Origin of the sequence: Paraburkholderia sp. DD10, from assembly GCF_049177125.1 — a bacterium.
Classification (GTDB): domain Bacteria; phylum Pseudomonadota; class Gammaproteobacteria; order Burkholderiales; family Burkholderiaceae; genus Paraburkholderia; species Paraburkholderia terricola.
In genome coordinates this window covers 2,206,783-2,231,855 of record NZ_CP185393.1, presented here as the reverse complement: position 1 = coordinate 2,231,855, position 25,073 = coordinate 2,206,783, and the positions used below count along the sequence as shown (strand labels likewise).

Here is a 25,073-nt window from a genome sequence, read left to right as displayed (position 1 = left end):
CGGGTGTCCTCATTCCTTGTCGGTGCGCTCGGCGGCGGCCATCGGTTCGGCGCGTGCCGCGAGCTGTGCTTCGTATTTCGCACGCGCCACGCGCACGCTATCGCGCGTCGACACCTCGGGCACGGCCACTTCCCACCACCAGCCGCCGTCGTCGGTGGTGCGGGCGGGGTCCGTGTCGATGCTGATCACGTAGGTGCGATCGGCGGCGCGCGCGCGTTGCAGCGCGGCTTCGAGTTCAGCGATGTTCGCGGCGTGCTCGGCCTGCGCGCCGAGCGCGCGGGCATGCGCGGCGAAATCGATTCGCGGCGCGCCGAGCGGGCCTTGCAGGCAGTCGTCGAGCAGGTTGTTGAACGGCGCGCCGCCGCAGGCCTGTTGCAAGCGGTTGATGCAACCGTAGCCGCGATTGTCGAGCACCACGACGATCAGCTTCGCGCCGAGCATCACCGAAGTCGCGATCTCGCTGTTCATCATCAGATAGCTGCCGTCGCCGACCATCACGATCACTTCACGCTCGGGGCGCGCGAGTTTCACGCCGAGACCGCCGGCAATCTCGTAGCCCATGCACGAATAGCCGTACTCGACGTGATACGCGCCCGGCCTGCCGGCGCGCCACAGCTTGTGCAATTCGGCGGGCAAGGTGCCGGCCGCGCACACGACGATATCGTCCTTATCCGACGCCGCGCTCGAACGCTGCACCGCGCCGATCACGTCGCCCTCGTAAGGCAGCACGGTCTCGCGTTGCGGCGCATGCGTGAGCGTGCTCACCGTGTCGCGCCAGCTCGCCGCGAGTTTGTGCGCGCGTGCCGTCCACGCGCGGTCCGCGTGCCAGCCTTGCAAGCGTTCCGCGAGCGCCTCCAGCGCGAGACGCGCGTCGGCTTCGACCGTCAACGTGCGATGCTTGACGCCGTCGAAGGCGTTGGCGTTGATGCCGATCAGCTCGGCCTGGGTGAACAGCGTGTTCGAGCCGGTGGTGAAATCCTGCAAGCGTGAGCCGATCGCCAGCACGCAGTCGGCGTCGAGCGCGAGCGCGTTCGCGGCGGGCGAGCCCGTCACGCCCAATGCGCCGGCGTTCAACGGATCGTTCCATGCAAGCGAACTCTTGCCGGCCTGCGTTTCCGCGACCGGAATGCCGTGCGTGGTGGCGAAGCGGTGCAGCGCGTCGCTGGCGCGGCCATACAGCACGCCGCCGCCCGCGACGATCAACGGACGCCTGGCGCGCCGCAGATGCGCGAATGCGGCGTCGATCTCGTCGTCGCGCGGCGCGGGCGAATGAAAAGTCACGACACGCGGCGCGAAAAAGTCCGCGGGGAAATCCCATGCCTGCGCCTGCACGTCCTGCGGTAACGCAAGCGTGACGGGACCGCACAACGCGGCGTCGGTCAGCACGCGAAGCGCGCGCGGCAGCGCGGTGAGCAACTGCGCCGGATGCACGATGCGATCGAAGTAACGCGACACGGGTTTGAAGGCGTCGTTGGCGGACACGCCGCCATCGTTGAAATCCTCGACCTGCTGCAAGACCGGATCGGGCGCGCGCGAGACGAAGATGTCGCCGGGCAACAGCAGCACCGGCAGACGGTTCACGTGCGCGAGCGCGGCCGCCGTGAGCAGATTGGTCGCGCCCGGCCCGATGGAAGTCGTGACCGCCATCATGCGGCGGCGGAAATGCGCCTTCGCATACGCAATGGCGCTGTGCGCCATCGCCTGCTCGTTATGCGCGCGCAGCGTGGGCAATGCGTCGCGGTGCTGATACAAGGCTTCGCCCATTCCCGCGACGTTGCCGTGCCCGAAGATCGCGAACACGCCGCCGAAGAGCGGCTCGCTACCGCCGCGGTCCTCGGTCGCGACGCGTTGAGCGGCGAGATAGCGCACGAGCGCCTGGGCGGTCGTCAGCCGGACGGTGCCGGTGAGGCGCGAGCTTGCCTCGCCGGTGCCTCGAGCGGACGCCGCATCGTCATGATGCAATACGCGGTGGTTCATGCCGCCTGCTCCTGGTGATGGCTCGCCGTGGCGGACTGCGCGGCTGATGTGCCGCGAGCCGCCCGCCACGATGCGATCAGTGTTTCGAACGTGCGGCGCACGCGTGCGATCAGTTCGTCGTCGCCGATCTCGCCGGCGAGCCACGCATGGCTCGGCTCGTGAAAGATCGTGCGGCCCACGGTGAAGCCGCGGCACGTCGCGGATTGCGCCGCCGCGCGAAAGCCCTCGTTCAACTGTTCGACGCCCGCCGCCAAACCGAGCAGCACCACGCCCCGGCAATACGGATCGCGCTCGGCGATCAGCGCGTCGACGGCTTGCCATTGCGCGGCGTCCATCGGTTCGAGCTTCCACCATTCCGGATAGATGCCGATGTTGTAGAGGCGCTTCAACGCGCGATACACGATGTCCGGCCCTTGCGGCAGATGGGCGTGCTTCGGCGGAATCACTTCGAGTAGCAACTCATGCCCGCTCGCTTGCGTCGCGTCGTAAAGCGCGCGCAATTGCGCTTCCTGTTCGAGGCGCTGTTCGATCGGTTCGTCGGGATGAAACTGCACGAGGCACTTGGCGATATGCTCCCGCGGCCACACGACGAGCGTCGTGCCGATCGAGCGGCCATGATCGAACACCAGCGGCACGGAGCCCGGCAATTCCACCGGACGCCCGAGCCACCAGCCGCGGCCGGTCGCGGCGTTCAACGCGTCCTGACCATAGCGGTCGTCGATCAATACGGCGATGCGGCCTTGCAGACCCAACGCGCTTTCGGTCTGCGCCACCGCTTCGACGAATAGCCCCTTTAACCGCGCGATGCGCGCTTCGTCCGCGCCGGTTTGCTGCGCGAGTTCGAAGAACTGGTTGCGATGATCGAACGCGAAGCCGAGTACTTCGTTCCATTGCTTGCGCGCGGGCGAGACGCGATGCAAGCGCGCCAGCGTCGCGTCGCGATCGGGGCGGCGCATGCGCTGCGGGTCGGCTTTCGCTTCGCGCAGGAAGTAGTCGAGCTCGGCCGGCGTCGGCATGGCGGGCGCGCAGCCGTGGCGCGAAACCACCAGCGCGCCGCTCGCGTTCGCGGCGCGTGCGCAGGCTTCGAGCGGCTGATCGCGCAACCATCCCGAGAGAAAGCCCGAGGCGAACGCGTCGCCCGCGCCGAGCACGTTCAATACTTCGACTTCCACGCCGCCATGAACCGGCAGGTCGTCGAGCGAGGCGGGCACCTTGCCGTCGATGATCTGGCAACCCATCGGCCCGCGCTTCAACACCAGCGTGGCCGGCGTGACGGCGCGCACCATCGCGAGCGCGTCGACCAGTTCGGTTTTGCCGCCGGCGATGCGGAATTCCTCTTCCGTGCCGATCACCAGATCGAACAGCGGCAGAATGCGCTGCAAATGCGCGGTCACGCCTTCGCTCGCGACGAAGCGGGTTTCGCCGTCCGCCTTGCCGGTGAGACCCCACAACACCGGACGGTAGTCGATATCGAGAACCGTGCGCACCTGGTTGCGTCGCGCGTAATCGAGTGCGCGGCGGCTCGTGCGGTTCACCTGCTCGGTGGAAAAGTGCGTGCCGGTAATCAGCAGCGCTTTCGACGACGCAATGAACGCCTCGTCGAAATCCGCTTCATCCACGGCCATATCCGCGCAGTTCTCGCGATAGAAGATCAGCGGGAAGGTATCGCGATCCTTCAGGCCGAGCAGCACCAACGCCGTGAGGCGTTCCTGATCGACGCGCACATGGCTGACGTCGCAGCCTTCCTTCGTCAAGGTTTCGGTGAGAAAGCGGCCCATGTGATCGTTGCCGACGCGCGCGAGCATCGCCGAGGCGAGGCCGAGGCGCGCGCAGCCGAACGCGATATTCGCCGACGAACCGCCGAGGTACTTCGCGAAGCTCGACACGTCTTCGAGCCGCGCGCCGACTTGCTGCGCGTAGAGATCGACGGCGAGGCGGCCGAGGCAGACGATGTCGCGGCCGCGGTCCGGCGCGAAGCGGCTGGCCGCCGTCCCGACTCCGGTTGCGGCGCCGCTGGATGTGCTGGAATGATCCATGAATGTTCCTGAGTGGCTGTACGCGGCGACCGGCGCGGCAAGCACCGGAACGCCGCGCGAATGAATCAGATCTCCGCGCCTTCGAGTTCGCCGATCATCTTCTGCATCTCGGCGCCGCCGGCCATCATGTCGAGCACTTCGTCCTTGCTGATGGTGTCCTTGGTGAACGTGCCGAGCGATTTGCCGCGATTGAGCAGCGTGAACGAGTCGCCGATCGGATACGCGTGGTGCACGTTGTGCGTGATGAAGATCACCGAAATGCCCTTGGCGCGCGCCTTGTGAATCAGCTTCAGCACGTTGAAGCTCTGCTTCACGCCGAGCGCGGCGGTAGGTTCGTCGAGGATCAGCACGCGTGCGCCGAAGTGAATCGCCCGTGCAATCGCGAGGCACTGTTTCTCGCCGCCCGACATGGTGCCGATCGGCTGATGCGGGTCGCGCACGTTGATGCCCATTTCCGCGAGTTTGTCGCGCGCGGTGGTTGCGCTGGTTTCGAGGTCCATCACGCTCAGAAAGCCGAACAGTTTCTTTTGCGGCTCGCGTCCCATGAAGAAGTTGCGCGCGACCGAGAGCAGTGGCACCAGCGCCAGATCCTGGTAGACGGTGGCGATGCCGAGATCGAGCGCGTCTTTCGGCGACTCGAACAGCACCGGCTTGCCGTCCACCAGATACTGGCCGGAAGAGGGCTGATGCACGCCGGCGAGCGTCTTGATGAGCGTCGACTTGCCCGCGCCGTTGTCGCCGAGCAGGCAATGCACTTCACCGCGTTTCAGGCGCAAGGTCACGCCGCTCAACGCGATCACCTTGCCGAAGTACTTGCTGACGTTCTCCAGCGCGAGAATGATGTCGTCCTGCGCCGCGCTTGCGGTGCTTACCGTATTCGTCGTATCGGACATGTTCGTCTCCTCGTTACGATTGCGCGACGCGGCGGCGCACGTAGTGATTGAACAGCACGGCGATCAGCAGCATCACGCCGAGGAACACGCGGAACCAGTCGGAGCTGACGTTGGTGTACGTGATGCCGATTTGCACGACGCCGAAGATCAGCGCGCCGAAACAGGCGCCGACCACCGAGCCGTAACCGCCCGTCAGCAAGGTGCCGCCGATCACCGCGGCGATGATCGCCTCGAATTCCTTTTGCAAGCCGCGGTCCGCCGCGGCCGAGCCGATGTCGCACACTTGCAGCACCGCGAACAGGCATGCGCAGAACGCGGTCAGCACGAACAGCGAGATCTTCACGCGGCGCACCGGCACGCCGACGTTTTTCGCGGCGTTCGCGTCGCCGCCCACGGCGAGAATCCAGTTGCCCGCGCGTGTCTTGGCGAGCACGAAGGCGCAGACAGCCGCGAGCGCGATCCACCACAAGATCACTTTGGGAATGCCGGGCACCAGCGCATGACCGTTATCGAGCATGGTGCCGATGCCGTGTTGCGCGAGCATCGTGAAGAAGCCGTTGAACGCCACGCCATGAAACAGCGTATTGGCGAGCCAGTCGTTTTGCGCGAGATCGCCCACGCCGGAGACGATGGTGCGGTCCGCGAACATGATCGACAGCGCCAGCGTGAGGCCGCGCAGGATGAACAGAAACGCGAGCGTGACGATGAACGACGGCAGGCGCGTGCGCATCACCAGATAGCCGTTCAGCGCGCCGAGCAGCATGGAGCCGGCGAACGCGAACAGGATCGCGAGCGAGATCGGCCAGTGAAAATACACGGACGGAATCGCGACCATCATCCCCGAGAAGCCGATCATCGAACCGATCGACAGATCGAACTCGCCGGCGATCATCAACAGACATGCGCCGACCGACAGTATCCCGAGATAGGCGGACACTTGCGACCAGTTCATCACGCCGTCGAGATTGAACATGCCGGAACCGCCGGCGGTCAGCGCGAAAACCAGGAACACCAGCACCGCGCCGGAAATCGCGGCGAATTCCGGCCGGTTCAGCAAATGACCGAACCATGATTCCTTGCGCACGCGCTCATCGGAATCCGAATGCGACGGCGCCGCATTGGTGTTGCTCGTTTCGACAGGCGGGGGAAAGTGTTTGCCGGCTACACCCATGACGTCTCCTTGGAGCCCGGCTGTGTCTCGGTTCACGCGCGAAGGCGGAGTGAGAACGGCAGCCGGTGAAATGCGCGGTGGAGGCGGGCGTGCCGCCCGTATCGAAGCGGCCGCCCGCCGCGCGCGTGACTAACTAGAGGAAAGAATCAGCGATACTGCCCTGCGTACTTGATGACCTTGTCGAGGTTGTCTCTGGTGATGAAGCCCGGACCCGAGCGGATGTTCTTCGGTCCATACGACGGCGCGAGACCGTAGGTATCGAGGCGCGCCTTGAACTTCGGATTGGCTTCGAGAATCTGGCGGATCTTCGCCGGATCGGTGGTGTGCTCCTTCTTCACGATCGCGAGCACCGCCACCGGGATATAGCCTTGCAAGTACGGCTGCTGGTCGATCGCGAACTGGATCGTGCCGGCCTGGATCGCCTTGGCGATGTCGTCGGAGAAGTCGAACGTGGCGAAATAGATCTTGCCCGCGAGGCCCATCTGCTGAACCGCTTTCAGCGTGGCCGAAGCGGGGGTCGGTCCGAGCGTGAGGATCGCGCCGGTGTTCGGATGGTTGCGCAGATAGGCGCTGACCTTCGACTGGATTTCGGTCGGGTCCTGGCCGGAGTCGATCGTGGACGACTTGTAGTCGACGCCGAGCGCTTCGGCGAAACCGCGGCAACGGTCGAACGAAACCGTGTTGGTGGCGATGTGATTGACGCACAGGAACGACTTCACGCCGGCTGCTTTCGCTTTCTCGCCGGCCGCCTTGCCGGCGACGTATTCGGGTTGTCCCACGTGCATGATCGCGCCCAGTTGCGCGCTTTGTTCCTCGGTGCCCGAGTTGATCGTGACGAGCGGAATCTTCTTCGCGGTCACTTTGCTGATCGAGCTTTTCAGCACGTCGTAGTCGGCGATGGTGACGATCACGCCGTCGTAATTGCGCGCGGCCGCCTGTTCGACCAGACGCGCCATGTCGGCGATGTCGCCGTTCGGCGGATTGCGATAGTCGGTCTCGACGTTGAAGTCCTCGTCGGCCTGCTTGATCGCGTTCTTGATGGTGTTCCACCACGAATCCGAATCCGGCGCGTGGCTGATCAGCACGAAGTGGGCGTCAGCCGCGCGGGCGGCCGAAGCCGCGCCGAATCCCGTCGCCAACGTCAATGCCGTTACCAGAATCCTGAGCGTAGCCTTGCCCTTGCAAAGTCTCATTGTCTCCACCTTTTCTCGGTCTGTCGTTATTGAAGGGAGCCTCTGGCGGGCGGCTTTTCATCCGCTTGCGGCCGGTATGGGGTCGCCCTTGCACCATTGCTCACGACCAAGATTAGGCCATCTTCCGAAGCGTTGCAATGAAAATTTCATGATAAATAAAAATGGAAAATACGTTCCATTTGCTCGGCGCCCTGCCTATAATCGGCAGCGTCAGGAGGCAGTGTGGGCGGGCGTTGCAAGCGTCTGTCGCACTGCAATAAAGCACCCGAGAGAGAGCCATGGCGGAAGAGAGCACCGAGGAATTGCCGAGCGTCGATGAATTGATGCAGCGCATCGCGGAAAACTACGAAGCGTTGCCGCGTCAGTTGAAAAACGTGGCCACGTATATCGAGCAGCATCGGTCGAGCGTGATGGTGGATCGCACTAGCGACATCGCGGCGAGTTGCGGCGTGCATCCGTCCGCCGTGGTGCGGTTCGCGCAGCGCTTCGGCTTTTCCGGCTTCTCCGATTTGCAGGCGGTGTTCCGTCAGGCTTACACGGGGCAGGGCACGTCGTCGCCGAGTTATCAGCAGAGGATTCGCAAGCTGATCGACGAGAAGCCCGGCGCATTGTCCGGCGGTTCGGTGGCGCGCGAATTCATCGCGGCTTCGCGCGGCGGTCTGGAGGAACTCGAAGCGGGACTCGACGACAAGCAGTTCGACGCCGCCGTGAAAATGCTGCAGCAGGCCGACAACATCTACGTGGTCGGCGTGCGGCGCTCGTTTCCGGTGGCGAGCTACATCGTCTACGCGTTGCAGCACACGCCCAAGCGCGTGCATCTGGTGTCGGGATTCGGCGGCATGTACCGCGAACAGATTCGCAGCGTGAAGAAGGGCGACGTGGTGATCGCGATCAGCTTCGCGCCCTATGGCAAGGAAACGCAGTATTGCCTGCGCGTGGCGCACCATCATCAGGCGAAGACGCTGGTCATCACCGATAGCCAACTGTCGCCGCTCGCGCGCTACGCCACCACGCAACTGTATGTGAAAGAGGGCAGCGCGTTCGCGTTCCGCTCGCTGACCAGCACGATCTGCTTGTGCCAGGCGTTGTTCATCGCGCTGGCGTACAAGCTCGAATTGAACGTGGAAGAATCCAAGGACATGGGAGGATACGATGACTGACGCGGTAAGGACGATCGACGTAGCGGTATTCGGCGCGGGGCGCATCGGCAAGATTCATGCGGCCAATCTCGCGCGGCAACCGGGCGTGCGGCTCAAGTACGTGGTCGACGTGAATCGCGAGGCGGCCGCGGCGCTCGCGGCCGAACACGGCGCGCAGGTTGCGGATGTCGACGGCGCGATGGGCGATGCGTCGATCGGCGCGACGGTGATCTGTTCGAGCACGGACACGCATGCGGACCTGATCATGCAATCGGCCGCGCAGAACAAGCACGTGTTCTGCGAGAAGCCGGTCGATCTCACGCTGGAGCGTGCGCGCGCCTGCGCCGAAGCGGTCGCGCGCGCGGGCGTGGTGTGCATGATCGGCTTTCAGCGCCGCTTCGATCCGACGTTCTCCGCGCTGAAGTCGCGTATCGATGCCGGCGAGATCGGCACGCCGGAAATGCTGGTGGTGACGAGCCGCGATCCGGGCGCGCCGCCGGTGGAGTACATCAAGCATTCCGGCGGCATCTTCAAGGACATGCTGATTCACGACTTCGACATCTTCCGCTGGATTCTCGACGACGAAGCGGACACGCTACATGCCACCGGCAGTTGTCTGTCCGACCCGGCGATCGCGGAAGCGGGCGATATCGATTCGACCGCGGTGACGATCCGCACGAAGCGCGGGCGATTGTGTCAGATCAATACCGCGCGCCGCGCCGCGTATGGTTACGACCAGCGCTTCGAAGTGCTCGGCAGTGCCGGCATGCTGCAGGCGGGCAACGTGCGGCCCACGGAAGTGACCGCGTACTCGAGAACCAAAGTGTCGAGCGACGTGCCGGAAGCGTTTTTCCTCGAACGTTATCGCGCGGCTTACGCGCTGGAAATCGCGCATTTCTTCGACGCGGTCACGCACGGCAAGCCGGTGCGCACGACCGTCGCCGATGGCTTGAAAGCGCTCGAACTCGCCGACGCCGCCACGCGTTCGTGGCGCGAGGGCCGCGCGGTGAAACTCGGCGAGGCGTCGTGATGAAGGAGGCCGCGGGGCGGGTTCGATTGGGTGTGGTCGGTCTTGGGCGGTTGGGCAAGCGTCATGCGGAAAATCTCGCGTATCGCGTGCCCGGCGCGGTGCTCGTCGCCGCTTGCAGCCCTCTGGAGGAAGAGCGGGCGTGGGCGCGCGAGGCGCTGCCCGAACCGCGTCTTTATGACGATTACGCCGACCTCCTCGCCGATCGGGAGGTGGATGCGGTGTGGCTCGTGACGCCGTCGTCGTTGCACGCGCAGCAGATCGTGGATGCGTTGCACGCCGGCAAGCATGTGTTCTGCGAGAAGCCGTTGTCGCTGGACCTCGCCGAATGCGAGCGCGTGCTGGCCGAGGCCGCACGCTATCCGCATCTTCAGGCGACGATCGGCTTCATGCGGCGTTTCGATCCGAGCTATAGAAACGCATTCGACATGGTCGAAGCCGGCAAGATCGGCAGGCCGTTTCTCGTGCGCTCGCAGACCACGGACAAGAACGATACCGATGGTTTCTTCGTGCGCTTCGCGGCAACATCCGGCGGCATTTTTCTGGACTGCACCGTGCACGATATCGACGTCGCGCGTTGGCTGCTGGGCAAGCCGCGCGCGAAGCGGGTGTTCGCGGCGGGCGCGATTGCGCTGCACGAGGGGCTGCGTGAGTTCGGCGATGTCGACAATGGCGTGGCGATTTGTGAATTCGAAGGTGGGAAGCTCGCGATGTTCTATGCGTCGCGCACGCAGGCGCATGGGAATGACACGCATAGCGAGGTGATCGGCACGGGCGGTGCGCTGACGATCGGGCGCAATCCGCGTGCGAATCGTGTCGAGATTTATGATGCGACCGGTGTTCGCAATGAATGCACGCCGAGTTTTTTTGATCGGTTCGAGGAGGCGTTTTTGCATGAGGCGCGGGCGTTTGTCGCGGCGGTGCGGGGTGGGGGGAAGGGCCGGGGGCAGGGCGGCGCCACATTGGAGGATGCGGTTGAGGCTACTCGGATTGGGGTGGCTATGCGGGAGTCGTTGGTGAGCGGGGAGGCTGTTGTGGTTTGATGGTTTTTGGTGGTTTGGCCTGCTCGGCGCTGTTGGTGGTGGTTGTTGCTTTGTTGGCCTTTGCTTGATTTGTTAGTGGTTTATTGGCGTTGCCCCTGTGCGGGGCGGCACCTACTTCTCTTTGCCGGCCGCAAAGAGAAGTAGGTGTACAGACCGGAGACATGGTTGACGAACGTGCGAGGACATCGTTGACACTTTATGGTCAGCGGTTTTCGCTCCTCAGGTCAAGGGTGAGGATGCGGTGATGGGCAAACCAGAATTCAAATACGCCGTCTTCGCCGTCCTTTGCGCGTGCTGCAACCGGCAGCCGGTAAAGTGCTTTCGAGACCTTCAGGCGCCGTCCTTCAAAGCGTAGCTCGCCATTTGCCTTGACCCGCAGCACCACGTCATCCGGGCCGTACTCCGGCTCGCGCAGGACCGATGGAAACGCCCGCGGGCTCGGCTGGTAACGGCTCATCGGAGTGTCCATGCCGATCGCCTCGTGCGGGCGCTCGCAGTTATAGATGGTGCGCCAGCGGTCCAGTTCGCGTTGCACGTGCTGCTGGGTGGCGAAGCTCCGTTCGTTCAGCACTTCGGCCTTCAGCGTGCGGTGAAACCGCTCGTCCTTGCCGTTGGTCTGCGGATGGTAAGGCCGGCTGTAGCTGATGCGGATCCCCAGCCGGATCAGCCAGACGGCCAGTTCGGTGAGCTGCCCCGGGCTGCCCGGTGAACCCCATGGCGAACCGTTATCGGTGTTGATGCGCAACGGCAGGCCGTAGTGGCCGAATGCCTCGCGCAGGCCCGCCTGCACCGTGGCCGTGTCGGTTGGCCCACAGGCGCGCAGCAGGATGCTGAAGCGCGAATGGTCGTCGAGCACCGTCAGGGGGCTACAACGCCCCTGTTCGAGGGTATCGAAGTGTCCCTTGAAGTCCATCTGCCAGAGGACGTTGGGCTGCTCGTGCTCAAAGCGCTTCCAGGGTTCACTCATCGCTGAACCGGCCGGCAGGATCAGATTGTGCCGGTGCAGGATGGCTGTCACGGTGCTGGGCTGCGGCACCGCTTCAAAGCCCAGATCCCGCAGGCGCCGGCTGATCTTGCGGCCGCCCCAGCGCGGGTGTGCCTGACGCAGGCGCACCACCTCCTGCTCCATCTCAACCGTGGTCTTCGAGGGACTGCTGGCAGGGCGCCGCGACTGATCCGCCAGCGCGTCCTCGCCACGTCTGAGCCATTTGTAGCCGGTCTGCCGGCTGATGTTAAAGCGCTCGCACAGTTCGGTGACCGTGAGCGTGCGCTGACTGGCCAGATGAACAAATTCCTGTCTGAGGCTCATGGTGTCTCTTGCGTTCCAGGGCATGGTCGGGACCGGGCGTTTTCGTACCCGGAAGTGTCAACCATGTCCTCGCACACCTGTCAGCTATGTCCCCGGTCTGTACACGGCCGGCAAAGAGAAGTAGGTGCCGCCCCGCACAGCAATGCTCTCAACTTAAGCCTCAAAGAGCTTGTAAACGAGGCATTGCCCCTGTAAACTTCATCGCATAACTCACTGATAAATCAACGATATGAACTCAAATACCAGCGTCCTCGCGGCTTCTGGCTGAGTTCTCCGATTTCCTGCTCGATCCGGCGCTCGCCGATCGCGTGCGTCGTTCTCCCACTGCCTTTACCCGCAATCGCACACTGACCTTGCCGCGCATGGCCGCGCTGATGATGTCCGGCATGTGCGCCAGTGTGCAGGCCGAACTTGACGCGCTATTCGGCGCACTGGGAAGCAGCGGCGGGCGCACCCGCGCTGTCAGCGCACAGGCCTTCAGCAAGGCGCGACGGGGAGTGTCTGCCGAACTGTTCGAGCTGGCCCGCGCCCGCCTGATCTCGCTGGCCCAACCCCATATCGATTCGATGCGCTGGCACGGCCTGAGGCTGGTCGCCGCTGACGGTAGCCGCCTGCGTGTGGGCACGCGTCGCGGCCATGAACTGCGCGCCGATCACTACGCGTTTGCGCTGTTCCTGCCGGGTTCCGAACTGACCCTGCACGCTGCACTTCATCCCGCCGACGGCGGCGAGCGGCAGATGCTGTTCGAAGCCCTCGATGTACTGCAACCGCATACCGACCTGCTGCTGCTCGATCGCGGCTATATCGGCAACGCGATGGTGGCGGCGCTCGCACAGCGCGAAATCCCGTTCTGCATGCGCGTCGATGCGCGTAACTGGAAATGCGTCAGCGCCTTTACCCGCAGCGGTAAAGCCGAGCATGTGGTGACACTGGAAGCGCCCAGCGAACCGGATGCCCGCGCCTATGAACTGGCGCGTACGCCCACGACTGTGCGCCTGATCCGCGACGTCACGCCGGGCGGTCGCGTGCGTGTGCTGATGACCTCGCTGCTCGATGGCGGGCGTTATCCGGCGGCATCGTTCGGCGCGCTCTATCACCAGCGCTGGCGGGTCGAGGAAGCATTCAAACGACTCAAGCACCGGCTGCGGCTGGAAGCCGTCACAGGCCTCGATTACCTGGCGTTACAGCAGGACTTCGGCGCAAAAATCCTCGCCGACAACCTGTGCACACTGCTCAGCGATCTCGATGCGCCGCACGACGACAGACATGCCAGCCGTCCTAACCGGGTGTATGCACTGGGCGCACTCAAGCCCATCCTCGGCGCGTGTCTTCTGCGCATCCAGCGCTGTCTGGACGGCCTCGCCGGTGTGCTGGAAATGATCCACCAGACCCGATGCCGGACACAGCCCTCACGCTCCTATCCAAGACCACCCAGAAAAGCCAAGCCCCACTTCCATCTCGCGTACAAACTCGCTTGATGCAGCGGGGCTTAAGTTGAGAGCATTGCCCCGCACAGGGGCAACGCTAATAGACCACTAACAAATCAAGGAAGGGCCAACAAATCAAGCAAAGGCCAACAAATCAACAACCACAACCATCAAACCCCGCCGAGCAGGCCAAAACCAAACCCCACCCGCAGCGCCGCTTATAATCGAACATTCTCCGCATCCACCAGCCGATCAACAAATGAGCGACACCCCGAGCGATACCACCTCCACGCTTGCCAAAAGCTTCGAGCCCCACACGATCGAAGCCCACTGGGGCCCCGAATGGGAAAAGCGCGCCTACGCCGCGCCCTCCTTCGACGCGAACAAAAAAGACTTTTCGATCCAGTTGCCGCCGCCGAACGTCACCGGCACGCTGCACATGGGCCATGCGTTCAACCAGACGATCATGGACGGCCTCACCCGCTACCACCGCATGCTCGGCGAGAACACGCTGTGGGTGCCCGGCACCGATCACGCGGGCATCGCCACGCAAATCGTCGTCGAACGGCAACTGGACGCTCAAGGCGTCTCGCGTCACGACCTCGGCCGCGAAAAATTCACCGAGCGCGTGTGGGCATGGAAGCAGGAATCCGGCTCGACCATCACGAATCAGGTGCGGCGTCTCGGCGCTTCCATCGACTGGTCGCGCGAATACTTCACGATGGACGACAAGATGTCGGCCGCCGTGCGCGACGTGTTCGTGCGCCTGTACGAACAGGGCCTGATCTATCGCGGCAAGCGCCTCGTGAACTGGGACCCGGTGCTGCTCACCGCCGTCTCCGACCTCGAAGTGGTCAGCGAGGAAGAGAACGGCCACCTGTGGCACATCCAGTATCCGCTCACCGACGGCTCGGGCCATCTGACGGTCGCCACCACGCGTCCGGAAACCATGCTCGGCGACACTGCGGTGATGGTGCATCCCGAAGACGAACGCTACGCGCAGTTGATCGGCAAGACGGTCACGCTGCCGCTTTCGGGCCGCGAAGTGCCGATCATCGCCGACGATTACGTGGACCGCGAATTCGGCACCGGCGTCGTGAAAGTCACGCCGGCGCACGATTTCAACGACTACCAGGTCGGCCTGCGCCACAAGCTGCCGCAAATCGAAATCCTCACGCTCGACGCGAAGATCAACGAGAACGCGCCGGAAAGATATCGCGGCATGGACCGCTTCGAGGCTCGCAAGCTCGTGGTGGCCGATCTCGAAGCGCTCGGCGCGCTCGAATTGGTCAAGCCGCACAAGCTGATGGTGCCGCGCGGCGACCGCACGGGCGTCGTGATCGAGCCGATGCTCACGGACCAATGGTTCGTCGCGATGAGCAAGCCGGCGCCGGAAGGCACCTTCAATCCCGGCAAGTCGATCGCGGAAACCGCGCTGGACGTGGTTCGCAGCGGCGAAATCAAATTCGTGCCGGAGAACTGGACCAGCACTTACTACCAGTGGCTGGAAAACATCCAGGACTGGTGCATCTCGCGTCAGCTCTGGTGGGGTCATCAGATTCCGGCGTGGTACGGTGAAAACGGCGAAATCTTCGTCGCGAAGACCGAGGAAGGCGCCCGCGAAAAGGCGGCGGAAGCCGGCTACACCGGCCCGTTGCGGCGCGATGAAGACGTGCTCGACACGTGGTTCTCGTCGGCGCTGGTGCCGTTCTCGTCGCTCGGCTGGCCCGCCGAGACGAAGGAGTTGAAGCACTTCATGCCGTCGTCGGTGCTCGTTACCGGTTTCGACATCATCTTCTTCTGGGTCGCGCGCATGGTCATGATGACCACGCATTTCACCGGGCGCGTGCCGTTCGAGACGGTCTACGTGCACGGTCTCGTGCGCGACGCCGAAGGCCAGAAAATGTCGAAGAGCAAGGGCAACACGCTCGACCCGATCGATATCGTCGACGGCATCGGCCTCGACGCGCTGGTCGCCAAACGCACCACCGGCCTGATGAATCCGAGGCAGGCCGCGTCGATCGAAAAGAAAACCCGCAAGGAATTCCCCGCGGGCATTCCGGCATTCGGCACCGACGCGCTGCGCTTCACGATGGCGTCGATGGCCACGCTCGGGCGCAACGTCAATTTCGATCTGGCACGCTGCGAGGGCTACCGCAACTTCTGCAACAAGCTGTGGAATGCCACCCGCTTCGTGCTGATGAACTGCGAAGGCCACGATTGCGGCTTCGGCAAGCCGGCGCAGTGCGGCGAATGCGGTCCGGAGGGCCACCTGAATTTCTCGGCGGCCGACCGCTGGATCGTCTCGCGCCTGCAACGCGTGGAAGCGGAAGTCGCGAAGGGTTTCGCCGACTATCGTTTCGACAATGTGGCCAACGCCCTATACAAGTTCGTATGGGATGAATACTGTGACTGGTACCTCGAACTCGCCAAGGTTCAGATCCAGACGGGTCAGCCGAACCAGCAGCGCGCCACGCGCCGCACGCTGCTGCGCGTGCTCGAGACGGTGTTGCGCCTCGCGCATCCGGTGATTCCGTTCATCACCGAGGCGTTGTGGCAGAAAGTCGCGCCGTTGGCCGGCCGTTACCCCGAAGGCAAAGCCGAGGGTGAAGCGTCGATCATGGTGCAGCCTTACCCCGTTGCGGAGCCATCGAAGATCGACGAAGACGCCGAGCAATGGGCGGCCGACCTGAAGGCCGTGATCGATGCGTGCCGGAACCTGCGCGGCGAAATGAATCTGTCGCCGGCGGTCAAGGTGCCGTTGCTCGCGACCGGCAACGCGGAGCGTCTGCGCACGTTTGCGCCGTACGCCCAGGCGTTGGCTCGCTTATCGGAAGTGCAGATCATCGCCGACGAGGCAGCGCTCGATGCACAAGCGGATGGCGCGCCAATTGCTATCGTAGGCAGTGACAAGCTGGTGCTGAAGGTGGAGATCGACGTGGCCGTCGAGCGCGAGCGCTTGTCCAGGGAGATCGCGCGGTTGAGCACGGAAATCGTCAAGTGCAACGCCAAATTGCAGAACGAGAGCTTCGTGGCGAAGGCGCCGCCGGCAGTCGTCGAGCAGGAGCAAAAAAGGCTGGCGGAATTCGAAGCCACGGTCGGCAAGCTGAAAGCGCAGTTCGCGCGCTTGCCGGCCTGATCGAGGCTCGTGCCCGCCCCTCGTGCGGCGGGTACGGACTCATAGCAAACCAGAGGACTAGGGTAATCACATGCTAAAAGTTACAAAGGCGGTATTTCCGGTGGCAGGTCTCGGCACCCGGTTCCTCCCTGCCACGAAGGCGAGCCCGAAAGAGATGCTGCCGATCGTCGACAAGCCGCTGATCCAATACGCGGTGGAAGAGGCGATGGCGGCCGGCATCACCGAAATGATCTTCGTGACGGGCCGCAGCAAGCGCGCGATCGAGGACCATTTCGATAAGTCGTATGAAATCGAGGCCGAACTGCAGGCGCGCGGCAAGGACAAGCTGCTCGAACTGGTGCGCAGCATCAAGCCGAGCCACGTCGACTGTTTCTACGTGCGCCAGCCGGAAGCGTTGGGCCTCGGCCACGCGGTGCTGTGCGCGGAAAAGCTGGTGGGCGACAACCCCTTCGCCGTGATTCTCGCGGACGATTTGCTGTACGGCACGCCGCCCGTGATGACGCAAATGATCGAGGTGTTCGACCACTATCACAGCTCGGTGATCGGCGTCGAAGAGATTCCCGCGCAGGAAACCAAGTCGTACGGCATTGTCGACGGCAAGGAGTGGGAAGACTCGATCATCAAGATGTCGGGCATCGTCGAAAAGCCGGAGCCGAACGTGGCGCCGTCGAATCTCGGCGTGGTGGGCCGCTACGTGCTCAAGCCGCGGATTTTCGATCACATCCGCGCGCTCAAGCCGGGCGCCGGCGGCGAATTGCAGCTGACGGACGCGATTCAGTCGCTGCTCGCCGACGAGCAGGTGCTGGCGTACAAGTATCACGGCACGCGTTTCGACTGCGGCAGCAAGCTGGGTTATCTGAAGGCGACGGTGGAGTTCGCGCTGCGTCACCCGGAAGTAGCCGCCGATTTCGAGGAATATCTGCGCACGCGTTCGCCGGTGCTCGAAGGCTGAACGCGCAGTTGCGTTCCCGGCGCCCGGTTATTTATTGGTCTTGCCGGGCATGAAAAAGGCGCTGTGACCCGCATTCGCGGGCACAGCGCCTTTTGTTTTGGGTGCGAGCGTTCGGGAGCGCGCGTGAATCAGCGGCGCTTCATCAGAAACGTGAAGACCTTGTCGTGCGCTGAGCTTTCGACGATTTCATTGCCGGTTTGCTTCGCGAACGCGGCGAAATCGCGCTGCGAGCCGGGATCGGTGGCCAGCACCTTGAGAATCTGGCCGCTTTCCATGTCGGCGAGCGCCTTCTTGGCGCGCAAGATGGGCAGCGGGCACATCAGCCCGCGCGCATCGACTTCCTTGTGGATCTGAATTTGCATCGACGATGACCTTCGGGATGGGGGCGCCGGTTGCGGCGCCGGGCAGAGGGTCAAATTCTACCGCAGGGAGTTGTTTGGTGTTTTGGCCTGCTCGGCGGGTTTGGTTTGGTTGGTCTTAGTGGTCTATTAGCGTTGCCCCTGTGCGGGGCGGCACCTACTTTCTTTGCCGCCGTGTACAGACCGGAGACATGGCTGACAGGTGTGCGAGGACATGGTTGACACGTCCGGGTACGAAAACGCACGGACCTATCCGTAATTTCGTGGGCGAGGCATATCATGAAGGATCAAAGTCATGGATATGCCGATGAAGAAGAAACGCACCGTCGCTTCGCAGGCAGCGGCCCGAGGGCCGCTGCCTGCCCTGCCTGAAGCGCTGCTCGATGAACTGGTCAAGGGGCCGATGACGCCCGCCGAGGTCCAGGACCTGATGCTCGCGTTCAACAAGGCGCTCATCGAGCGCGCGATGGGCGCCGAGATGAACATGCATCTGGGCTACCGGCCCGGTCAGCCCAAACCCTCCGAGCAGACCAACGAACGCAATGGCGCCAGCGGCAAGACGGTGATCACCGAGCGCGGCCCGCTCAGGGTCGATCTGCCGCGCGATCGCGAGGGGAGTTTCGAGCCGCTGCTGATTCCCAAACACGAGCGCCGTTTCACGGGCTTCGACGAACGCATCATCGCGATGTACGCGCGGGGCATGAGCGTGCGCGAAATCCAGGCGTTCCTGGCCGAGAGCTATGGCACCGGGGTCTCCCCCGACTTCATCAGTTCGGTCACTGACGAGGTGATGGCCGAGACGCTCGCCTGGCAGAGCCGCCCGCTCGAGGCGATGTATCCGGTGGTGTTCTTCGACGCGCTGCGCGTGAAGATCCGCGACGACGGCGTGGTGAGCAACAAGGCCGTCTATCTGGCGCTGGGCATCCAGGCCGATGGCCAGCGCGACGTGCTCGGCCTGTGGATCGAACAGACCGAGGGCGCGAAGTTCTGGCTCAAGGTGTTCAATGAACTGAAGACGCGCGGCTGCCAGGACATCCTGATCGCGGTGGTCGACGGCCTGAAGGGCCTGGCCGGGGCGATCGGCACGGCGTACCCGCGCACGACCGTGCAGACCTGCATCGTGCACCTGATCCGCAACAGTCTGGAGTACGCGAGCTACAAGGACCGCAAGAGCGTCGCCGCGGCGCTGCGTCCGATCTATGCAGCCGCGAGCGAACCGGCCGCCCTGCAGGCCCTGGAGGCCTTCGCCGAAGGCCCATGGGGAGCGAAGTACCCGACGATCGTGCAGTCGTGGCGACGAGCGTGGGAGAACGTCACGCCGTTCTTCGTGTTTCCCCCGAGATACGCCGGGTCGTGTACACCACAAACGCCATTGAGAGTCTGAACATGCAGCTGCGCAAGATCATCAAGACCCGCGGCCACTTCCCCAACGACGAGGCCGCCATCAAGCTGCTCTGGCTGGCGCTGCGCAACGTGCTGGCAAAATCAGTACGGGCGGCATTCGACTGGTCATCCGCCATGAACCAGTTTGCTATCCTGTTTGGTGAGCGATTCACCAACGCACGCGGGTAACTCCGCCCATCGCCTCGCACACAAAAATGCGGACAGGTTCAAACGCCCGGTCCCGACCATGCCCTGGAACGCAAGAGACACCATGAGCCTCAGACAGGAATTTGTTCATCTGGCCAGTCAGCGCACGCTCACGGTCACCGAACTGTGCGAGCGCTTTAACATCAGGCAGACCGGCTACAAATGGCTCAAACGTGGCGAGGACGCGCTGGCGGATCGGCAAGGACGAGGCGAGGCCGACGGCGGCCCCCACGGCGCAAAAAATTACCGCTGTCTTCCCTGGCAGACCCATCCGCGACGCACGCAGTGCGGAGTGGGAGCTGATGACGGCCTGGTCACTGACGCTGGCTGTGCGAGGGATCATCCGTTTATCGCACCACTGCGCCCTCCAAGCCAGGAGACCCGCTTGAAAGCTGGCGGTGTGAGCCGCTTTCTTTGCCTACTTTCTTTGCGGCGGCAAAGAAGGTAGGTGCCGCCCCGCACAGGGGCAACACTAATAGACCACTAACAAATCAAGAAAAGGCCAAAAAGCAAGACCAACCAAACCAAAACCCCGCCGAGCAGGCCAAAAATCCCACTCCCCGCAGGGGCATATAATGACGAACGAACCGCCGTCCCTCCAGAAAAATGCCCGATCTGCTAGCCAACCTAAACCCCGAACAACACGCCGCCGTCACGCTCCCCAATGAGCCGGCGCTCATTCTCGCCGGCGCGGGCAGCGGCAAGACCCGCGTTCTGATCACCCGCATCGCGTGGCTCATCCAGCATGGGCTGGCCTCGCCCGCCACGATCCTGGCGGTGACCTTCACCAACAAGGCCGCGCGCGAAATGATGTCGCGTCTCTCGGCGCTCCTGCCGATCGACACGCGCGGCATGTGGATCGGTACCTTCCACGGCCTGTGCAACCGCATGCTGCGCGCGCATCATCGCGACGCAGGTCTGCCGGCCACGTTCCAGATTCTCGACACCGCCGACCAGCTCTCCGCGATCAAGCGTCTGATGAAGGGCCTCAACATCGACGACGAAAAGTACCCGGCGAAAAATCTCCAGTACTTCATCAACAACGCGAAGGAACAAGGCCTGCGCCCGAAGGACGTCGACGCCACCGACAACTTCAACCGCAAGTTCGTCGAACTGTACGAAGCCTACGACCAGCAGTGCCAGCGCGAAGGCGTGGTCGATTTTCCGGAACTGCTGCTGCGCTGTCATGAACTGCTCGCGCACAATCCGCCGCTGCGCGCCCACTATCAGGCGCGCTTCAGGCACATTCTGGTGGACGAGTTCCAGGACACCAACAAGCTGCAATACGCGTGGCTGAAGCTGCTGGCGGGCCAGGCCAACTCGATCTTCGCGGTGGGCGACGACGACCAGTCGATCTACGCGTTCCGCGGCGCGAACGTCGGCAACATGCGCGACTTCGAGCACGAGTTCAACGTGCGGCATCTCATCAAGCTGGAGCAGAACTACCGCTCGCACGGCCATATTCTCGACGCCGCCAATCAGTTGATCGCCAACAACTCGCGGCGGCTGGGCAAGAATCTGCGCACGGACGCCGGCCACGGCGAACCGGTGCGCGTGTACGAATCCGCCACCGACACGCAGGAAGCCGGCTGGATCGTCGAGGAAATCAAGGCGCTGATCAGCACCGGCACGTCGCGCAGCGAGATCGCGATCCTGTACCGCAGCAACGCGCAGTCGCGCACGATCGAACACACGCTGGTGAACGCGGGCATCGCGTATCGCGTGTACGGCGGCTTGCGCTTTTTCGAGCGCCAGGAAGTCAAGCACGCGCTGGCCTATCTGCGCCTGATCGACAATCCGAACGACGACACCGCGTTCGCGCGCGTCGTCAATTTCCCGACGCGCGGCATCGGCGCGCGCTCGATCGAACAACTCGCGGACGCGGCGCGCCTGTACAACTGCTCGATGGCCGCGGCGATTCCGTATGTCGCGGGCAAGGCGGGTTCGAGCCTCGCGGCGTTCGCCAATCTGATCGGCAGGATGCGCGCGGAAACGCAGCAGATGAGCTTGCCGGAAACCGTCGAGCACGTGGTCCGCACGAGCGGTCTCGCGGAGTTCTATCAGAACGAACGCGAAGGCCAGGACCGGCTGGAAAACTTGCAGGAACTGCTCAACGCGGCCGCCGCGTTCGTCAGCGAGGAAGGCTACGGCATGGATACGCCGGCGCGCTCGATTCCGCTGCGCCCCGGCGCGACCGCCGCGCCCGAACTGGCCGTCGCCACCGACGATCCGAATACGGTCGTGTTCGACGCGCCCGGCATCGCCGACCCGGCGCAAAACCCGGACACGATGACGCCGCTCGCCGGTTTCCTGTCGCACGCGTCGCTCGAAGCGGGCGACAACCAGGCGCAGGCCGGCCAGGAAGCGGTGCAACTGATGACGGTGCATGCGGCCAAGGGTCTGGAGTTCACGGCGGTGTTCATCACCGGTCTGGAAGAGGGCCTGTTTCCGCACGAGAACAGCGCGATGGAGTCGGACGGTCTGGAGGAAGAGCGGCGCTTGATGTACGTGGCGATCACGCGGGCGAAGGAGCGGCTGTATCTGTCGTTCGCGCAAAGCCGGATGCTGCACGGCCAGACGCGCTACAACATCCGTTCGCGTTTCTTCGACGAATTGCCGCAGGAAACGCTCAAGTGGCTCACGCCGAAAGTGGAGGCGGGCGCGCGCTGGGGCGGCCGGTCCGACAACGCCGGTTACGGGCGCGACTGGTTCGCGCGGCCGGGTTATACGGGCGCGGCGTCGTCCACGCCCGCGCCGCTGCCGGCCTTCGCCAACGAACAGCGCGCGGCGGAAACGGGTTTTCGCGTCGGTCAGCAGGTGTTCCACACCAAGTTCGGCGAAGGCACGATCACCGCGCTCGAAGGCGGCGGCACCGACGCGAAGGCGCAGGTCAAATTCAAGCGGCACGGCGAGAAGTGGCTGGCGCTCGCCGTCGCCAAATTGCAGGCGGTCGAATGAGCGCGGCTGGCGCTGCTGGGGCGGCGGGCGGTGTCGATCCCGATCGCGGCGGCGCGAGCGCGTCGCATCGTCCGCTCGGCATTCTCGCCGCCTTGCCGCAGGAACTCGGCGATCTGATCGAGGCGATGCGGGCCGAATCCAGTCTGCGCACCATCACGCATGGTCAGCGTGACTATCACCTCGGCACCGTTCACGGTGCGCCGTGCGTGGTGACGCTGGCGCGCGTCGGCAAGGTCGCGGCCGCGGCGACGGTCAGCGCGCTGATCCATGCGTTCGACGTCGAGGCCGTCGTGTTCACGGGCGTCGCGGGCGGCGTGGGCAGCGAGGTGCGGATCGGCGATATCGTCGTCGCCAATGCGCTGCTGCAACACGATCTCGACGCGTCGCCGCTGTTTCCGCGTTTTGAAGTGCCGCTGTTGGGCGTGTCGCGTTTTGCCGCCGATGCGGCGCTTGCCGATCAACTGGCCGCCGCGTGCGAGCGTTTCGTGGCCGAAGCGGGCGCGGCGTCCGCGGCGCGGTTTGGCACGCGCGAGCCGCGCGTGCATCGCGGGCTGATTATCAGCGGCGATCAGTTCATTGCCAGCGCGGTGGGCGTCGAAGCCTTGCGCGCGGCCTTGCCGGACGCGCTTGCCGTCGAGATGGAAGGCGCGGCGATCGCGCAGGTGTGTCACGAGTACGGTGTGCCGTGCGCCGTCGTGCGCACGATCTCGGACACCGCCGACGATCACGCGCCGGAGTCGTTCGTGTCGTTTCTCACCGAGATCGCCGGAGCTTATTCGAATGCGATTCTGGCGCGGCTTCTGGCGGCGCGTAGCGGGGGTTGACTCGCCGCGGGTTGGGTCGTCGGTTACGTCCGATCGGGTTCCCCCAGCGCGTCGCGCACCTGCTGCAACGCCGCCGGATCTTCGATAGTCGGCAAATCGCCCGGCTCGCGTCCCTCGGCCAGCGCCGCGATCGCGCGGCGCAGCAGCTTGCCCGAGCGGGTCTTCGGCAGCATCGACACCACCACCACCCGCGCCGGCCGCGCAATCGCGCCGAGCTGGCGATCGACCGTCGCGATGAGTTCGGCTTCCAGCTTCGTGCGCGCCTTGTCGTTCGCGTGGGCTTGCGCGTCGCGCAGCACCACGAAGGCCAGCGCCGCCTGACCCTTCAACGCGTCCGTCACGCCGACCACCGCGACTTCCGCAACCGCCGCGTGGCTCGACAACGCTTCCTCGATTTCGCGCGTGCCGAGCCGGTGGCCGGCGACGTTGATCACGTCGTCGGTGCGGCCGAGGATCGTCACGTAACCGTCCTCGTCCTGAATGCCCCAGTCGAAGGTCGAGTACACCTGCTGATTCGGAACGCTCGACCAGTAGGTGCTCACGAAGCGCTTGTCGTCGCCCCATACGGTCGACATGCAGCCGGGCGGCAGCGGATAGCCCAGCGTGAGCACGCCCTTTTCGCCGGGCGCGCAAGGCTCGCCGGTCAGTTCATTGCGCAACTTCAGATCGAAGCCCGCCGACGGCACGCCCGGCGAACCGAGCCTGGTCGGCAGCGCCTCGACGCCGCGCGGAATCGCCAATATCGGCCAGCCGGTTTCGGTCTGCCAGTAGTTGTCGATCACCGGCTTGCCGAGCGCATCGGCGATCCATGCGGCAGTCGGTTCGTCGAGCGGCTCGCCCGCGAGGAACAGCGTGCGCAGGCTCGACAGATCGGCTTTCCTCAACAGCGCCGGGTCCTGCTTTTTCAGCACGCGCAACGCGGTCGGCGCGGTGAACATCAGATTGATCTTGTGCTGTTCGACGAGGCGCCACCAGATGCCGCCGTCAGGACGAATCGGCGTGCCTTCGTACATCACGGTGGTCAGGCCCGCGAGCAACGGCGCGTAGACGATGTAGCTATGGCCGACCACCCAGCCCACGTCCGACGCGGTGAACATCGTGTCGCCGGGCCGGCCCTCGAAGATATGTTCCATCGATGCCGCCAGCGCCACCGCATAGCCGCCCACGTCGCGTTGCACGCCCTTCGGCTTGCCGGTCGTGCCCGACGTGTAGAGCACATACGAAGGCTCGTTCGATTCGAGCCATTCGCACGGCACGTGGGCGTCGAAGAACTTCCCGCGCAGCGGTTCGTAGGCAACCAGATAGTTCGCGTTCAGGCGCTCGGGCGCGAGTTGCCGGTCGATCAGCAGCACGTGCGGGGTCTTGTGGGCCGCGCGCGCGAGCGCTTCGTCCACCAGCGGCGTGTAGTCGATCACCTTGCCGCCGCGCGCGCCGGCGTCGGCGGTGACGATCAGCACGGGTTTCGCATCGTCGATGCGGGCGGCGAGATTCGGCGCCGCGAAGCCGCCGAACACCACCGAGTGAATCGCGCCCAGCCGCGCGCAGGCGAGCATCGCGAAGAGCGCTTCGGGAATCATCGGCAGATAGAGCAGCACTACATCGCCGCGCTTCACGCCGAGCGAGCGCATGACCGCCGCCATCCGGTTGATTTCCGCGTGGAGCTCGGCGTAGGTGTAGCGCCGCTCGATGCCGGTTTCCGTCGATACATAAATCAGCGCGTTCTGCTGCGCGCGCTCGGCGAGATGCCGGTCCACCGCGTTATGGCACAGGTTCGTGCGCCCGCCGACGAACCAGCGCGCGAACGGCGGATTCGAGCGGTCGAGCACGCTGTCGAACGGCGTCTCCCAGTGAATCCGCCGCGCTTCGTCGCGCCAGAATGCCTCGGGGTTCTCGATCGAACGGCGGTGGAAGTCGCGGTAGGTGGTCATCTGCGGCGATCCTTCTGCTGCGTGAATGGACGGACGTCGAGTCGGCATGCGGCCGTATTGACGAATGTGGCGCGGCGCGAGTGCAAGCGTGTGTCCACGCAAGCATAG

16 protein-coding genes and 2 pseudogenes are annotated in these 25,073 nt (G+C 64.2%); 10 read left to right on the top strand and 8 right to left on the bottom strand.

From position 1 onward, the window contains the following. Window positions 1-9: 9 nt before the first annotated feature. The 5 genes from iolD to ACOCG7_RS25200 form a co-directional block, all read right to left on the bottom strand. Complete coding sequence (gene iolD / locus ACOCG7_RS25220; RefSeq protein ID WP_244744817.1) at window positions 10-1,977, bottom strand: 3D-(3,5/4)-trihydroxycyclohexane-1,2-dione acylhydrolase (decyclizing); 1,968 nt, start codon at window positions 1,975-1,977, stop codon at window positions 10-12. Beyond that, a complete protein-coding gene (locus tag ACOCG7_RS25215; RefSeq protein ID WP_244744818.1) occupies window positions 1,974-4,013 on the bottom strand; it encodes a bifunctional 5-dehydro-2-deoxygluconokinase/5-dehydro-2-deoxyphosphogluconate aldolase in 2,040 nt (679 codons plus the stop codon). The genes iolD and ACOCG7_RS25215 overlap by 4 nt, the downstream gene beginning before the upstream one ends. Window positions 4,014-4,078: 65 nt before the next feature. Continuing rightward, window positions 4,079-4,906, bottom strand: a complete 828-nt coding sequence (locus ACOCG7_RS25210; protein WP_073432681.1) for an ATP-binding cassette domain-containing protein — start codon at window positions 4,904-4,906, stop codon at window positions 4,079-4,081. A gap of 13 nt (window positions 4,907-4,919) precedes the next feature. Further along, on the bottom strand, window positions 4,920-6,077 hold the full coding sequence (locus ACOCG7_RS25205; protein WP_114162920.1) for an ABC transporter permease: 1,158 nt from the start codon (window positions 6,075-6,077) through the stop codon (window positions 4,920-4,922). A 146-nt stretch (window positions 6,078-6,223) separates the two neighbouring features. Beyond that, complete coding sequence (locus ACOCG7_RS25200; RefSeq protein WP_073432685.1) at window positions 6,224-7,270, bottom strand: sugar ABC transporter substrate-binding protein; 1,047 nt, start codon at window positions 7,268-7,270, stop codon at window positions 6,224-6,226. A 278-nt stretch (window positions 7,271-7,548) separates the two neighbouring features. Between ACOCG7_RS25200 and ACOCG7_RS25195 the strand changes: the two genes are divergently transcribed. The 3 genes from ACOCG7_RS25195 to ACOCG7_RS25185 are packed head-to-tail and all read left to right on the top strand — an operon-like array spanning window position 7,549 to window position 10,479. After that, window positions 7,549-8,430: a MurR/RpiR family transcriptional regulator gene (locus ACOCG7_RS25195; protein WP_073432687.1), complete on the top strand. Its 882-nt coding sequence runs from the start codon at window positions 7,549-7,551 to the stop codon at window positions 8,428-8,430. Then, window positions 8,423-9,439, top strand: coding sequence for an inositol 2-dehydrogenase (iolG, locus tag ACOCG7_RS25190; RefSeq protein WP_154875293.1), 1,017 nt, complete (start codon window positions 8,423-8,425; stop codon window positions 9,437-9,439). Before ACOCG7_RS25195 ends, iolG begins: the two co-directional genes overlap by 8 nt. Further along, a complete protein-coding gene (locus ACOCG7_RS25185) occupies window positions 9,439-10,479 on the top strand; it encodes a Gfo/Idh/MocA family oxidoreductase (protein WP_244744819.1) in 1,041 nt (346 codons plus the stop codon). The genes iolG and ACOCG7_RS25185 overlap by 1 nt, the downstream gene beginning before the upstream one ends. 202 nt (window positions 10,480-10,681) lie before the next feature. On the opposite strand, the gene ACOCG7_RS25180 is transcribed toward ACOCG7_RS25185, so the two are convergent. Then, entirely contained in the window at window positions 10,682-11,812 is a 1,131-nt protein-coding gene (locus tag ACOCG7_RS25180; RefSeq protein WP_114161853.1) for an IS481 family transposase, read from the bottom strand. 215 nt (window positions 11,813-12,027) lie between these two features. Here ACOCG7_RS25180 and ACOCG7_RS25175 point away from each other — a divergent pair, with 215 nt between their 5' ends. The 3 genes from ACOCG7_RS25175 (at window position 12,028) to galU (ending at window position 17,306) form a co-directional block, all read left to right on the top strand. Next, on the top strand, window positions 12,028-13,266 hold the full coding sequence (locus ACOCG7_RS25175) for an IS4 family transposase (RefSeq protein WP_421380560.1): 1,239 nt from the start codon (window positions 12,028-12,030) through the stop codon (window positions 13,264-13,266). Between the two features lie 208 nt (window positions 13,267-13,474). Further along, window positions 13,475-16,354, top strand: a complete 2,880-nt coding sequence (locus ACOCG7_RS25170; protein WP_244744820.1) for a valine--tRNA ligase — start codon at window positions 13,475-13,477, stop codon at window positions 16,352-16,354. A 70-nt stretch (window positions 16,355-16,424) separates the two neighbouring features. After that, the gene (galU, locus tag ACOCG7_RS25165) at window positions 16,425-17,306 is read left to right on the top strand and encodes a UTP--glucose-1-phosphate uridylyltransferase GalU (protein WP_073432963.1); all 882 of its coding nucleotides are present in this window, start codon (window positions 16,425-16,427) and stop codon (window positions 17,304-17,306) included. A 128-nt stretch (window positions 17,307-17,434) separates the two neighbouring features. Here galU and ACOCG7_RS25160 read toward each other — a convergent pair whose 3' ends face one another. Continuing rightward, complete coding sequence (locus ACOCG7_RS25160; protein WP_027776570.1) at window positions 17,435-17,662, bottom strand: sulfurtransferase TusA family protein; 228 nt, start codon at window positions 17,660-17,662, stop codon at window positions 17,435-17,437. A gap of 304 nt (window positions 17,663-17,966) precedes the next feature. Here ACOCG7_RS25160 and ACOCG7_RS25155 point away from each other — a divergent pair. The 4 genes and pseudogenes from ACOCG7_RS25155 (at window position 17,967) to ACOCG7_RS25140 (ending at window position 23,037) form a co-directional block, all read left to right on the top strand. Next, window positions 17,967-19,237 (top strand): annotated as a pseudogene (locus tag ACOCG7_RS25155) (IS256 family transposase). 58 nt (window positions 19,238-19,295) lie between these two features. Further along, window positions 19,296-19,430 (top strand): annotated as a pseudogene (locus tag ACOCG7_RS25150) (IS481 family transposase); the annotation flags it as partial. Window positions 19,431-19,861: 431 nt separating this feature from the next. After that, on the top strand, window positions 19,862-22,213 hold the full coding sequence (locus ACOCG7_RS25145) for a UvrD-helicase domain-containing protein (protein ID WP_244744822.1): 2,352 nt from the start codon (window positions 19,862-19,864) through the stop codon (window positions 22,211-22,213). Beyond that, window positions 22,210-23,037 (top strand): 5'-methylthioadenosine/adenosylhomocysteine nucleosidase, encoded by an 828-nt coding sequence (locus tag ACOCG7_RS25140; protein WP_421377799.1) that lies wholly within the window; start codon window positions 22,210-22,212, stop codon window positions 23,035-23,037. The genes ACOCG7_RS25145 and ACOCG7_RS25140 overlap by 4 nt, the downstream gene beginning before the upstream one ends. 23 nt (window positions 23,038-23,060) lie before the next feature. On the opposite strand, the gene ACOCG7_RS25135 is transcribed toward ACOCG7_RS25140, so the two are convergent. Further along, window positions 23,061-24,965, bottom strand: a complete 1,905-nt coding sequence (locus ACOCG7_RS25135; RefSeq protein ID WP_244744824.1) for a propionate--CoA ligase — start codon at window positions 24,963-24,965, stop codon at window positions 23,061-23,063. Between the last annotated feature and the right edge of the window lie 108 nt (window positions 24,966-25,073).